The organism is Pseudomonas sp. zfem004, assembly GCF_032621715.1.
GTDB lineage: Bacteria > Pseudomonadota > Gammaproteobacteria > Pseudomonadales > Pseudomonadaceae > Aquipseudomonas > Aquipseudomonas sichuanensis.
Map to the genome: position 1 here is coordinate 118,951 of NZ_JAVYJF010000002.1, position 12,910 is coordinate 131,860.

The 12,910-nt window shown below is 64.5% G+C and carries 10 protein-coding genes; 3 read left to right on the top strand and 7 right to left on the bottom strand.

Annotation, left to right across the window (positions count from 1 at the left end):
* Positions 1 to 22 precede the first annotated feature (22 nt).
* The 5 genes from RTH46_RS02735 to RTH46_RS02755 all read right to left on the bottom strand — a co-directional run bounded on the left by RTH46_RS02735 (position 23) and on the right by RTH46_RS02755 (position 7,772).
* On the bottom strand, positions 23 to 2,860 hold the full coding sequence (locus tag RTH46_RS02735) for a TonB-dependent receptor plug domain-containing protein (RefSeq protein WP_316905004.1): 2,838 nt from the start codon (positions 2,858 to 2,860) through the stop codon (positions 23 to 25).
* A 298-nt stretch (positions 2,861 to 3,158) separates the two neighbouring features.
* A complete protein-coding gene (locus RTH46_RS02740) occupies positions 3,159 to 4,118 on the bottom strand; it encodes a FecR family protein (RefSeq protein ID WP_316905005.1) in 960 nt (319 codons plus the stop codon).
* An 88-nt stretch (positions 4,119 to 4,206) separates the two neighbouring features.
* Entirely contained in the window at positions 4,207 to 4,707 is a 501-nt protein-coding gene (locus RTH46_RS02745; protein WP_279846204.1) for a sigma-70 family RNA polymerase sigma factor, read from the bottom strand.
* Between the two features lie 192 nt (positions 4,708 to 4,899).
* Positions 4,900 to 6,006 (bottom strand): GlxA family transcriptional regulator, encoded by a 1,107-nt coding sequence (locus RTH46_RS02750; protein WP_110992254.1) that lies wholly within the window; start codon positions 6,004 to 6,006, stop codon positions 4,900 to 4,902.
* A 389-nt stretch (positions 6,007 to 6,395) separates the two neighbouring features.
* Positions 6,396 to 7,772, bottom strand: coding sequence for an L-serine ammonia-lyase (locus RTH46_RS02755; protein ID WP_279846203.1), 1,377 nt, complete (start codon positions 7,770 to 7,772; stop codon positions 6,396 to 6,398).
* Positions 7,773 to 8,215: 443 nt separating this feature from the next.
* Here RTH46_RS02755 and RTH46_RS02760 point away from each other — a divergent pair, with 443 nt between their 5' ends.
* From RTH46_RS02760 to choV, 3 genes are all read left to right on the top strand, one after another.
* Complete coding sequence (locus RTH46_RS02760; protein ID WP_110992252.1) at positions 8,216 to 9,163, top strand: choline ABC transporter substrate-binding protein; 948 nt, start codon at positions 8,216 to 8,218, stop codon at positions 9,161 to 9,163.
* Positions 9,164 to 9,244: 81 nt separating this feature from the next.
* Positions 9,245 to 10,093, top strand: coding sequence for a choline ABC transporter permease subunit (gene choW / locus RTH46_RS02765; RefSeq protein ID WP_178125776.1), 849 nt, complete (start codon positions 9,245 to 9,247; stop codon positions 10,091 to 10,093).
* Complete coding sequence (choV, locus tag RTH46_RS02770; RefSeq protein ID WP_153785707.1) at positions 10,090 to 11,268, top strand: choline ABC transporter ATP-binding protein; 1,179 nt, start codon at positions 10,090 to 10,092, stop codon at positions 11,266 to 11,268. Before choW ends, choV begins: the two co-directional genes overlap by 4 nt.
* A 113-nt stretch (positions 11,269 to 11,381) precedes the next feature.
* Here the strand turns inward: choV and hisF are convergent, their stop codons facing one another.
* Positions 11,382 to 12,152, bottom strand: a complete 771-nt coding sequence (gene hisF, locus RTH46_RS02775; RefSeq protein WP_316905006.1) for an imidazole glycerol phosphate synthase subunit HisF — start codon at positions 12,150 to 12,152, stop codon at positions 11,382 to 11,384.
* Positions 12,153 to 12,161: 9 nt separating this feature from the next.
* Entirely contained in the window at positions 12,162 to 12,899 is a 738-nt protein-coding gene (gene hisA / locus RTH46_RS02780; protein WP_316905007.1) for a 1-(5-phosphoribosyl)-5-[(5-phosphoribosylamino)methylideneamino]imidazole-4-carboxamide isomerase, read from the bottom strand.
* Positions 12,900 to 12,910 lie beyond the last annotated feature (11 nt).

Genomic DNA, 12,910 nt, shown 5'->3' on the forward strand with positions numbered 1-12,910 from the left:
GCATCTCTTGTCGTGTGGGCGGTCAGAAGCGGTAGCCGACTTCCAGCCAGTACTGGCGGCCAACCTCGTAGGTGACCACGTTGACCGACTCGCGGCTGGCGATCTTGTTGACCTGGTCGGTGACGTTGGTGATGTCGACGTTGACGAAGAACGCCTGCTCCTTGCCGGTGGGAATGTCCCAGGCCAGGCGCATGTCCCAGGTCGGCGCGCCGGCGGTGGCGACGGTTTCGTAGCGGCTGTAGGTCTTGCCGTCGACTTCGGCGTCGGGGCTGACCTTGACCACCTGGTCGTAGGGGCCGCGATAGCGCAGGAAATTGCTGACCGCGAGGTTCCACTGCGGGATGTCGGTGATGGTCACCAGGCGCGCGGTCCAGGACCGGTTGAAGTCACTGGCCGGCAGCTCTTCGTAGGCGACCAGATTGCCGTCGAACACCACCGGCTCGTTGTCGAGCTCTTCGCGGTCCACACCGGCCTCGTAGGTAGCGCCGTGCGCGCCTTTGCTGCGCGACCAGTCCAGGGCCAACTGCACACTGGTGCTGGTGCCCTTGAAGCGCAGCGGCTGCATGGGCGTCACGGTCAGGCTGAGGTTCTCGGTCTCGCTGGTGCCGGCGTTCAGGTAGGTGAAATAGTCCTTGCTGTAGCCGACCGGTACATCCTTCTCGTCCAGGTTGTAGTACGGCCGGGTGCGGTAGATCTGGTCATGGCCCTTGCGGTTGATGTACTTGAGCTGGAACTCGGTGTCGAACCAGCGCTGGTTGAGGCCGAGCATCAGCTCGTCGTCATAGGGGATGTCCATGGTCCTGAAGTTGCTCAGGTTCTGGTTGCGGCTGGCGAACTTCCAGTCTGCCGCCTGGTTGGTGCGGGTGTAGCGCGTGGTGAAGGCCTGGCGGCCATCGGCGAGGCGGTACTTGAACAGGTTGCGCCCGTAATAGCGGTTGGCGCCGAACACCAGCACGGTGCTGCGGTCGCCGAAGAAGTCGTAGTCACCGGCAAAACGCGGCGCCAGGGTCTTCTTCTCCATGTAGTCGTCACCCTCGAAGCGCAGGCCCGGGCGCAGGGTGAGGTTGCCGTAGGCGATCTCGTCCTGGGCGAACAGGGCGTACTTCTTCTGCTGCAGGTCCAGCTTGCCGGCACCGTAGACCATCATCGCCGAACCGTATTGGCGGGTCTGGTTGTTGAGCTGCCGGCCGATGGAGCAGTAAGGATCGCTGCCGCAGGTGGTGCCGTTGTCGCGCCTGAAGGTGGGGATCGACAAGGCGTCGTCCTCACGCTCCCAGGTGGCGCGCTGATAGCCCAGCTCCACGCCGGTGCTTACCGTGTGCAGCGAGGAGCCGAGGTTGAAGGTCTGCCAGTCGGCCTTGAGCTTGTAGTCGACACCGCGCTGGGTCTGGTACAGGTCGCCATAGCCGCCCTCGCCGCTACGGGCGGTGGCGCGGTCGGGGTTGCCCCAGTCCTTGCTGGTGGACCAGTACCAGTTGATCAGTTGGTCACTGTCGGACTCGCGCGAGGCATACAGGTTGGTCAGCGCCAGCTGCTGGGTCCAGCGCGCGCTGTCGCCTTCGTAGACCGACTTCAGCGAGCCCTGCCAGCCACCGTTGATGTTGGTGAACCCGGAGTTGCGCTCGTCCTCGCGAAAGTAGGTGTTCTCCTGCGGGGCGTAGACGATGGAGGCGTCCAGGCTCAGGCGGTCGTTGACCGTCCAGTAGGTCTTGAGCAGAAAGTTGTCGAGGGCGCGGGTCTGCTCCTGCTCGTTGTCGTTGTTGGGGCTGTTGTAACCGTTGGCGTAGGTGCGCAGCGGCAGGTACGAGCGCTTCTGCGAGAAGTTGAGCAGCGCTCCGAAGTCCTGGGTGAAATGGCCTTCGAGGGTGCCGCGCAGGGTGGTCTTCTTGAACTCGGGCTGGTTCTTCTCGCTGGAGGAGTTCTCGAAGCTTTCCCGGTCGTCGCCGCTGATGTGATAGCGGGTCCACTCCGAGCGGCTCATGGCGTAGGAGATCTTGCCGTGCAGGTCCTGGCTCGGGCGCCGGGTGATGGCGTCGACCACGCCACCGTTGAAGCCGCCGTACTCCACCGGCACGTTGCTGTCGTAGACCTTGATCTCTTCGAGCAGGTCGGCGTCAAGGGCGATGCCGTGGGAGCGGCTGGGCGAGGAGTCGAACTGGCGGGTCTCGTTGTAGCCGTGGGCGCCGGGGTCGAGGTCGTTGTTGATCGAGATGCCGTCGATCATGAAGTTGTTCTGGTAGAACTTGGCGCCGTTGATGCTGATGTCGGCCGGGTCGATCTCGCCGGGGGTGTTGGAGCTTTTCTGGTCCGTGCTGAACTGCACGTTGGGGTGCATCTGCAGCATCGTGGTGATGTCGCCGTTGGCACCGGGGAAAGCCTGGATGGCCTTGCGGTCGATCACCGTGGCGCCCATGAAGCTGTTCTCCTCGGTGTCGCCGAGGATCAGGGTGTTGTGCAGTTCGATGGCGCCAGCGTCGGCCTGCAGCAGGCGAAAGGACAGGGCGCCGTATTCGTAGTCCCAGGTGATGCCAGTGCCCTGCAGCAGCTGCGCCAGCGCCGCCTCGCTGCTGAGCTGGCCACTGATGGCGGTGGAGTGCAGGTTTTCCAGCAGGTCGGGGTCGACCGTTACCTGCAGGCCGCTCTGCTGGCCAAAGTTGATCAAGGCAATCGCCAGCTTCTGCGCGGGGATGTCGAATGAATGGACCTGGGCCAGCACTGCCCGCGGTGTTTCATCTTCAGCGTGAACAGGTGCAACGGCTGCGGCGCAGCAAAGCCCGAGCAGGCCCGCACCGGCGATTTTCGTCAGGCGCAACGACCAACCCCGCGCCTGGCGCGGCTTTCGGCTTGTAATTTCAGTCATCCCACGTCCCCGCCCCGGCAGTCGCCGGGCTGCAAAATTGAATACGAATCGATATCAGTTGTTGCGCGCGGGGGATAAGACGGGGCAGTTCAGTGGTTTTTCAGAAAACTGTGAAAAAAGTTTTATGGCGGGGCAGATCGGCCGTTGTAGAAGCGGCCTTGCCGGGGCGCCGGACCGGCCGGAAAGGGCTGCGAAGCGGCCCTGGTTATTTCGCATGAAGCCGAGATCCTGGGGCTGCTTCGCAGCCCTTTCGCGGCACAAGGCCGCTCCTACAGGGCGTGCGTCAGGGCCGGCGGTTTCAAGGCTTGCTCAGCACCAGTAGCCACGGCCCAAAGCTGCGCACCTCGCCGCCATGGGGCCGGACCACCGCACGCAAGGCCACTTCGGGCTTGCGCAGGTCATACACGCCGGTCACGCGCTTGCCGCCCAGCGCGTCGTCGCGCAGCAGCACCTTGCCCGGCAGGTAGTGCGCCAGCTCGCGCACCAGCTCGGCCACTGGCTGGTCATCGGCGATCAATTGGCCCTGGCGCCAGGCCGCGGTTTGCGAAGGCGCAAATGTGCTCACCTGGGCCTGGCCGTCGAGGTAGCGCAGGCGTTGCCCGGCGGTCAGCGCGGCAGCCAGCACGCGGGCCGAGTCCTCGACCCGCACCGAACCATGCTGCACATCCACACCCACCCTGCCCGGCCTCGACTCGACATTGAAGGCGGTGCCGGTGACCGTCACCCGCACCCCTTCGGCGCGCACGTGAAACGGCTTGCCCTTGTCGGGCATCACTTCGAAGAACGCCTGGCCAGCCAGCAGGTGCACGTCGCGGTGATCGCCGGCATAGTCCACGGCGATGGCGGTGTCGCTGTCCAGTTGCACCACGCTGCCGTCGGCCAGGGTGATGTCGCGGGTTTCACCCAGGGCTGTGCGGTAGTCGGCCTGCAGGCGCAAGGTGAGAGTGGGGGCCACGGCCAGCATCAGGCAAGCGGCCACGGCGGCGCCCAGCCACCAGCGCCGCGAGGTTTTGCGCCGTACCGGCAGGCTGACCACCTCGGCCTTGGCAGGCCATAGCTCGGCGGTCGCCGGCGCCAGCTGGCCGCTGAGCCGCCACAGCCGCTCGGCCTTGCGGTAGGCCTCGGGGTTGCCGACATCGTCGGCCAGCCACTGCTCGAACTGCTCGCGCAGGGGCAGGTCATGCGGGGCCTGCTGCAGGCGCAGGAGCCAGTCCAGCGCCTGCTCGCGGCGGCTGGCGGTGAGGTCTGCGGGCGTCATGTCCGGCAAGTCTCCTGGGGGCTCGGGGGCGCGAAGGGTCGCACAGAGTCGGCCCGTTGAGCAAAAGACGCGGCAGCCTGAAGTTTTTTCACAGGTCGTCCTCCAGCTGCTCCAGGCAATGGCGCAGGGCATCGCGCACCAGCTGGTGCACCAGGCTGACCGAGACGTCCAGATGGCTGGCCACCTGCTGCAGGGTGAAACCGCCGAGGCGGTGCATTTCGAAGGCAGTGCGGGTACGCAGTGGCAGCGCTTCGAGGGCGCGACTGATGGCGGCGAGCTCGTTCTGCTGGCTGACCGCCTGCTCGGGCGAAGCGTCGTTGGCGGGCAGTTCGGCGAGGATCTCGTCACCGCCGGGCTGGGCCTTTTCCGTGGCCGTGCGGCGGGTCTGGTCTAGGGCCAGGTTGCGCACAATGCGGTAGAGGTAGCTGGCGGGGTGGCGGATGTCGGCATCGCCTGGCTGGCGGCTGAAGCGCAGCCAGGCTTCCTGCACCACATCCTCGGCGCGGGCGCGGCAGCCGACGATGGGCGTGGCGTAATCAACCAGTGCCGGGCGGTGGGCCAGGTAGAGCTGCAGTTTGTCGTCCGCCACGGGGTGGTATGCCAGGGTGCTTTCGGGGGCGGCGATGTTACCTGTTGTCGAGAATCATTATCAACAGAAGGATCGATGTTGTCGTTTAGGCCCTCTTCGCGGGTAAACCCGCTCCCACAGGTACTGCATCGCTCTTGAAGAGGGTGCAGTACCTGTGGGAGCGGGTTTACCCGCGAAAAAAGCGACGCGGTATCAGAGCCTGACGCTGGCGAAGGTCGACTCGTTGCGCGCCTGGCTCAGGGCGGCCAGCGGGCCGCTGTGCGGCGACAGCGCCATGGCCTGCGGGATCGGCATCATCGCCACCTGCTGGGTGGTGTTGGAGCCCACACGCTCGTCACGCGGCGGAATGCCGAAGTACTCGCGGTAGCACTTGGAGAAGTGCGGGGTGGAAACGAAGCCGCACACCGAGGCCACCTCGATGATCGACATCGGCGTCTGCTTGAGCAACTGCCGTGCGCGAATCAGGCGCAGCTTGAGGTAATAGCGCGACGGCGAGCAGTGCAGGTACTTCTGGAACAGGCGCTCGAGCTGGCGCCGCGACACCGCCACGTACACCGCCAGTTCGTCGAGGTCGATCGGCTCTTCCAGGTTGGCTTCCATCAGCGCGACGATTTCCTGCAGCTTCGGCTGGTTGGTGCCGAGCATGTGCTTGAGCGGCACGCGCTGGTGGTCCTGTTCGTTGCGGATGCGCTCGTAGACGAACATCTCGGAAATCGCCGCCGACAGTTCGCGGCCGTGATCGCGGCTGATCAGGTGCAGCATCATGTCCAGCGGCGCGGTGCCGCCGGAGCTGGTGAAGCGGTTGCGGTCGAGGGTGAACAGGCGGGTGCTCATGTTCACCCGCGGGTAGGCTTCCTGCATCGCGGCCAGGCATTCCCAGTGCACGCTGCAATCAAAACCATCGAGCAGGCCGGCACAGGCCAGCGCCCAGCTGCCGGTGCACACCGCACCGAGGCGGCGCGACTGGCGGGCCTGGGCCTGCAGCCAGGTGACGTGCTCACGGGTGACGGTGCGCTGGATGCCCACGCCGCCGCAGACGATCACGGTGTCGATCGGCGGGGCGCTGTGCATGGCGGCGTCGGGGGTGATCTGCAGGCCATCGCTGGCCCACACCTGGCCACCGTCGGCGGTCAGGGTGTGCCAGCGGTACAGCTCACGGCCGGACAGCTGGTTGGCCATGCGCAGCGGTTCGACTGCCGACGCCAGGGAAATGAGGGTGAAGTTGTCCAACAGGAGAAAACCAATGGACTGGGGTGCTGTGCGGTTCTGGGTTGGGGTCCCGGAGGTGTACGACGTCATCGCGATTTCTCCTCACACAATGCAGGGTGTGCCTCAGGCGAGCACTGTTCTTGTAATGGCCCCGTTTCGTATGCAGGGGCTTTGCCAATCTCAACGCAAATGGCATGCCTGAAATTGAACGCTCATCCAATAAAACCCAAAAACGACCTCGACAAGCGGCGTGCAGCGGGCTCTGGATCGAGCGTAGACCTAAACGCAAACAGGCGCGCCAGCGCCTGCGGGTGAATCGGCTGAGCAATTCGGTAGCACTGCTGGGTAGCTTGCCCAGATGCGACAGACTTGAGTGTCACCGACAACGACCCTACCGGTAACGACAGCCGACAACCGGTAGATGACAAGCGCTGCGCCAAAATGTGGCGCAGCGGCCGGGCGCGGGCAGAAACGGCGCATCAGCACTCGATGGCGCTGACCGCAAGGCCCCCGCGCGAGGTTTCCTTGTACTTGTCGTGCATGTCGGCGCCGGTGTCACGCATGGTGCGGATCACCTGGTCGAGGGAGATGAAGTGCTCGCCGTCGCCACGCAGGGCCATCTGCACGGCGTTGATCGCTTTCACCGCTGCGATGGCGTTGCGCTCGATGCAGGGCACCTGGACCAGGCCACCGACCGGGTCGCAGGTCAGCCCGAGGTTGTGTTCCAGGGCGATCTCGGCGGCGTTTTCCAGCTGCGCCGGGGTGGCCCCGAGCACCTCGGCCAGGCCCGCGGCGGCCATGGCGCAGGCCGAGCCGACCTCGCCCTGGCAGCCGACTTCGGCGCCGGAAATCGAAGCGTTCTTCTTGCACAGGATGCCGACGGCTGCCGCACCGAGGAAGAAGTCGACAACGTTGGACTCGTCCACCACGTCGGAGAAACGCATGTAGTAGTGCAGCACGGCCGGGATGATCCCCGCCGCGCCGTTGGTGGGTGCGGTCACCATGCGCCCGCCGGCGGCGTTTTCTTCGTTGACCGCCAGGGCGAACAGGTTGACCCACTCCATGGCGCTCATGGTCGAGCCGATCACGTTGGGTTTGCCGATTTCCTGCAGGCTGCGGTGCAGCTTGGCGGCGCGGCGGCGCACATTGAGGCCGCCGGGCAAGGTGCCCTCGTGCTTGAGGCCGTTGCTCACGCATTCCTGCATGGCGCTCCAGAGCTTGAGCAGGCCGGCGCGAATCTCTTCTTCGCTGCGCCAGACCTTTTCGTTCTCCAGCATCAATTGCGACACACGCAGGTCGTTTTGCTTGCACAGGCGCAGCAGCTCGGCGGCGCTGTTGAAGTCGTAGGGCAGCACGGTCTGGTCGGCGTCGAGCACGCCGCTGGCGGCCTGGGCGGCATCGACCACGAAACCGCCGCCTACCGAATAGTAGGTGTCACGGTGCAGTTCGCCGCCCTCGCCTTCGGCCACCAGGGTCATGGCGTTGGGGTGGTACGGCAGGTTCTCGTCCAACAGCAGCATGTCGCGGGCCCAGACGAATTCGATGGGCAGGCGGCTGTCGAGCTTGAGCACGTTGGTTTCGCGCAGGTCGGCGATGCGTGGGGTGATCTGGGTCGGGTCGATGGCGTCGGGCCATTCGCCCATCAGGCCCATGATGGTGGCGCTGTCGGTGCCGTGCCCGACACCGGTGGCCGACAGCGAGCCATACAGCCGCACTTCGATGCGCCGCACCTGCTCCAGCTCGCCGCGTTGGCGCAGGCCCTGGACGAACAGGGCGCCGGCGCGCATGGGGCCGACGGTGTGGGAGCTGGAAGGCCCGACACCGATCTTGAACAGGTCGAACACGCTGATGGCCATTGTCGCTTCACCTCTTGATGGGCTTGCCTGGTCGCGCCAAACGCCGCCTTGCACAACTGCTAGGCTGAAGCGTCGAGCCGCCTTGGAATGCTCGCATCATCGGGCTTTTGCCCACCCCCTCGCCGTCTGCAACCGACGTACTTTTGTCCGCCTGCGCCGCACTGATCCGCACCGGTTCGCGGCGTTTTGCAGCGCTCGAAGGGCGTAAAAACCTGGGCATGGGGGTGGAAAAATCCAGTTGCGACATCGCCCGTACTGGATGCGACCCGTCCTGTACTGGATACGACGCCACCAGTAGGCGATTGCCGAACGCTGGAGGATTATCGAAAGCGACTCGTTTTGCACGGCCTCGCATCCTGCCCTCTGCAGGCCTGGCCGATCGGCACCCTAGAAAGCGCCGACGGCCCCCGCGAACCCGAAGATAAAATCACAGGAGTCCACCTATGAAAGCTTCACCCTCGCTGTTGCTGGTTGCGATGTTATCCGCTCCATTGCTGGCCCAGGCTGCAGAACCCGAACAGTGCCAGACGGTACGGTTCTCCGACGTCGGCTGGACCGACATCACCGTGACCACCGCGATGACCAGCGTGGTGCTCGAGGCCCTGGGGTACAAGACCCACACCAACATGATCTCGGTGCCGGTGACCTACAAGTCGCTGGCCGGGGGCAAGGACCTCGACGTGTTCCTCGGCAACTGGATGCCGACCATGGAAAACGACATCAAGCAGTACCGCGATGCCGGTACCGTCGAAACCGTGCGCGCCAACCTGGAGAACGCCAAGTACACCCTGGCGGTGCCCCAGGCGCTGTATGACAAGGGCCTGAAAGACTTCAGCGACATTCCCAAGTTCAAGAAGGAACTCGAAGGCAAGATCTACGGCATCGAGCCGGGCAACGACGGCAACCGCACCATCCAGAGCATGATCGACAAGGACGCCTTCGGCCTCAAGACCGCCGGCTTCAAGCTGGTGCAGTCCAGCGAGGCGGGCATGCTGTCGCAGGTCGACCGGGCGCAGAAACGGGGTGAGGCGGTGGTGTTCCTGGGCTGGGAACCGCACCCGATGAACAAGCGCTTCGCCATGAAGTACCTCACCGGTGGCGATGAGTTCTTCGGCCCCGACTTCGGCAAGGCCACCGTGCTGACCAACACCCGCAAGGGCTATGCGCAGGAATGCAGCAACGTGGGCCAGCTGTTGAAGAATCTGTCGTTCACCCTCGACATGGAAAGCGAGCTGATGGGCAAGGTGCTGGACGACAAGATGAAAGCCGACGCAGCCGCCAAGGCGTGGCTGAAGAACAACCCGCAAGTGCTCGACACCTGGCTGGCAGGGGTGACGACCGTGGATGGCAAACCCGGCCTTGAGGCGGCCAAGGCCAAACTGACGCAATAACGCAAGGCGCTATGGCAACACCGCGGGGTGGGACCGTGCCCACCCCGAACTGATTTCAATCTTTGCAGGTGGAAGCTCGCTATCATGCTTATCGATCAGAAAATACCCCTGGGGCAGTACATCGCCTCATTCGTCGAATGGTTGACCCAGAATGGCGCCGATTACTTCGACGCCATCGCCAAGGGCCTGGAATTCATGATCCATGGGGTCACCGGCGCCCTGACCTGGTTCAACCCGTTCGTGCTCATCGCCCTGTTCGCCGCCCTCGCGCACCTGATCCAGCGCAAATGGGCCCTTACCGTATTCGTCGCCCTGTCGTTCCTGCTGATCCTCAACCTGGGGTACTGGCAGGAAACCATGGAAACCCTGGCACAAGTGAGCTTCGCCACCGTGGTGTGCGTGGCCATCGGCGTGCCGCTGGGCATCGTCGCCGCCCACAAGCCGATGTTCTACACCGGCATGCGCCCGGTGCTGGACCTGATGCAGACCGTACCCACCTTCGTGTACCTGATCCCCACGCTGACCCTGTTCGGCCTGGGCGTGGTGCCGGGGCTGATCTCGACGGTGGTGTTCGCCATCGCCGCGCCCATCCGCCTCACTTACCTGGGTATCTGCGACGTACCGCAGGAGCTGCTCGACGCCGGCAAGGCCTTCGGCTGCTCGCGCCGCCAGCTGCTGACCCGCATCGAACTGCCCCACGCCATGCCGAGCATCGCCGCCGGCGTGACGCAATGCATCATGCTGTCGCTGTCGATGGTGGTGATCGCCGCCCTGGTGGGCGCCGACGGCCTGGGCAAACCTGTAGTCAACGCACTGAACACCGCCGATATCTCGCTCGGCTTCGAAGCGGGCCTGGCGATCGTGCTGCTGGCGATCATGCTGGACCGTATCTGCAAGCAACCGGAACTGCCGGTAAGGGGTGAGGCATGAGCATCATTCGTTTCGAAGACGTCGACGTCATCTTCTCCAGCAAGCCGCGCGAGGCGCTGTCGCTGCTGGACGAAGGCAAGACCCGCGAACAGATCCTCAAGCAGACCGGCCTGGTGGTCGGTGTCGAGAAGGCCAACCTGGACATCAACAAGGGCGAGATCTGCGTGCTCATGGGCCTGTCCGGCTCGGGCAAGTCGAGCCTCTTGCGCTGCATCAACGGCCTGAACACCGTCAGCCGCGGCAAGCTGTTCGTCGAGCACGAAGGCAAGCACATCGACATCGCCCACTGCACCCCGGCGGAGCTGAAGATGATGCGCACCAAGCGCATCGCCATGGTGTTCCAGAAGTTCGCCCTGATGCCCTGGCTGACGGTGCGCGAGAACATCAGCTTCGGCCTGGAAATGCAGGGCCGCCCGGAGAAGGAACGGCGCAAGCTGGTGGACGAAAAGCTTGAACTGGTGGGCCTGACCCAGTGGCGCAACAAGAAGCCCGACGAGCTGTCCGGCGGCATGCAGCAGCGCGTGGGCCTGGCCCGGGCGCTGGCGATGGACGCCGACATCCTGCTGATGGACGAACCGTTCTCGGCCCTCGACCCATTGATCCGCCAAGGCCTGCAGGATGAGCTGCTGGCCCTGCAAAGCAAGCTGAGCAAGACCATCGTGTTCGTCAGCCACGACCTGGACGAAGCCCTGAAGCTGGGCAGCCGCATCGCCATCATGAAGGACGGTCGGATCATCCAGTACAGCAAGCCCGAGGAGATCGTGCTGAACCCGGCCGACGAGTACGTGCGCACCTTCGTCGCCCACACCAACCCGCTGAACGTGCTGTGCGGCCGCAGCCTGATGCGCACCCTGGACAAGTGCAAACGGGTCAATGGCTCGGTGTGCCTGGACCCGGGCGGCGACTCGTGGCTGGACCTGGGCGAAGGCAACTCGATCAAGCGCGCACGCCAGGGGCAGAATGGGCTGGACATGCAGAACTGGGTGCCGGGGCAGGCTGTGGAAGGGCTGGATCGCCGGCCGACCGTGGTGCATGCCGACATCGGCATGCGCGAAGCACTGCAGATTCGTTACCAGACCGGTAACAAGCTGGTGCTGCAGGAGAACGACAAGCTGGTGGGGATTCTGGGAGATACAGAGCTGTATCACGCGCTGTTGGGCAAGACTCACGGGTGATGCAATTGGGGCCGCTGTGCGGCCCTTCGCGGGTAAACCCGCTCCCACAGGGATAGCGTTGTGTGGGAGCGGGTTTACCCGCGAAGGGCTGCAAAGCAGCCCCAATCAATGTTTCAGCGAACGACGATCCCGCGCGTAGCCATATAGGCCTTGGCTTCCGGGACCGTGTACTCACCAAAGTGGAAGATGCTCGCCGCCAGCACCGCGCTGGCATGCCCTTCCAGGATCCCGTCGGCCAGGTGCTGCAGGTTGCCCACACCACCGGAGGCGATCACCGGGATCCCCAGGGCATCGCTGATGGCGCGGGTCACGCCCAGGTCGAAGCCGTTCTTCATGCCGTCCTGGTCCATGCTGGTCAGCAGGATTTCACCGGCACCCAGGCCTTCCATCTTCTTCGCCCACTCCACCGCATCCAGCCCGGTAGGCTTGCGCCCGCCGTGGGTGAAGATCTCCCAGCGCGGCGTTTCGCCCGGGCCGGAGACCTTCTTGGCGTCGATGGCGACGACGATGCACTGCGAACCGAAACGGTCGGCCGCCTCACCCACGAACTCCGGGTTGAACACCGCTGCGGTGTTGATCGAGACCTTGTCGGCACCGGCATTGAGCAGGTTGCGGATGTCCTGCACGGTGCGCACGCCACCGCCCACGGTCAGCGGGATGAACACCTGGCTGGCCATGCGCTCGACGGTATGCAGGGTGGTGTCACGGCCATCGACGCTGGCGGTGATGTCGAGGAAGGTGATCTCGTCGGCACCCTGCTCGTCGTAGCGACGGGCGATTTCCACCGGGTCACCGGCATCGCGGATGTTCTCGAACTTGACGCCCTTGACCACCCGGCCGTTGTCCACGTCCAGGCAAGGGATGATGCGCTTGGCCAGTGCCATGGTCGTTCCTCAGCCTTGGTAGTTGTCGCAGAAGGCCTGGGCCTCGGCGACGTCGAGGGTGCCTTCGTAGATGGCACGGCCGGTGATGGCGCCGATGATGCCCGGCGCTTTTGCGTCCAGCAGGGCCTTGATGTCACCCAGGTTGTGGATGCCGCCCGAGGCGATCACCGGGATCGAGGTGGCTTCGGCCAGGGCCTTGGTGAAGGGCACGTTGCAGCCCTGCATCATGCCGTCCTTGGCGATGTCGGTGTAGACGATCGACGAGACGCCATCGGCCTCGAAGCGCTTGGACAGGTCGATGACCTGCACGGTGCTCACTTCGGCCCAGCCGTCGGTGGCGACGAAGCCGTCCTTGGCGTCCAGGCCAACGATGATCTTGCCTGGGAATGCCTTGCACGCCTCGGCGACGAACTCCGGCTGCTTGACCGCCTTGGTGCCGATGATCACGTGGCTGACGCCGGCCTTGACGTAGTGCTCGATGGTTTCCAGCGAGCGGATGCCGCCGCCGATCTGGATCGGCAGGTTCGGGTAACGCTTGGCGATGGCGGTGACCACTTCACCGTTGACCGGCTGGCCTTCGAAGGCGCCGTTGAGGTCGACCAGGTGCAGGCGGCGGCAGCCACCTTCGACCCATTTGGCGGCCATGCTCACCGGGTCGTCGGAGAATACCGTGGAGTCTTCCATGCGGCCTTGGCGCAGACGCACGCAGGCGCCGTCCTTCAGATCGATAGCGGGGATAATCAGCATCTTGGAAACCT

What these genes read in the sequence shown, in the direction of transcription:
- RTH46_RS02740 (WP_316905005.1), bottom strand. Translation starts at nt 4,118, where the DNA reads ATGACGCCCGCAGACCTCACCGCCAGCCGCCGCGAGCAGGCGCTGGAC.
- RTH46_RS02755 (WP_279846203.1), bottom strand. Translation starts at nt 7,772, where the DNA reads ATGGCCATCAGCGTGTTCGACCTGTTCAAGATCGGTGTCGGGCCTTCC.
- RTH46_RS02750 (WP_110992254.1), bottom strand. Translation starts at nt 6,006, where the DNA reads ATGACGTCGTACACCTCCGGGACCCCAACCCAGAACCGCACAGCACCC.
- hisF (WP_316905006.1), bottom strand. Translation starts at nt 12,152, where the DNA reads ATGGCACTGGCCAAGCGCATCATCCCTTGCCTGGACGTGGACAACGGC.
- choV (WP_153785707.1), top strand. Translation starts at nt 10,090, where the DNA reads ATGAGCATCATTCGTTTCGAAGACGTCGACGTCATCTTCTCCAGCAAG.
- hisA (WP_316905007.1), bottom strand. Translation starts at nt 12,899, where the DNA reads ATGCTGATTATCCCCGCTATCGATCTGAAGGACGGCGCCTGCGTGCGT.
- RTH46_RS02735 (WP_316905004.1), bottom strand. Translation starts at nt 2,860, where the DNA reads ATGACTGAAATTACAAGCCGAAAGCCGCGCCAGGCGCGGGGTTGGTCG.
- RTH46_RS02760 (WP_110992252.1), top strand. Translation starts at nt 8,216, where the DNA reads ATGAAAGCTTCACCCTCGCTGTTGCTGGTTGCGATGTTATCCGCTCCA.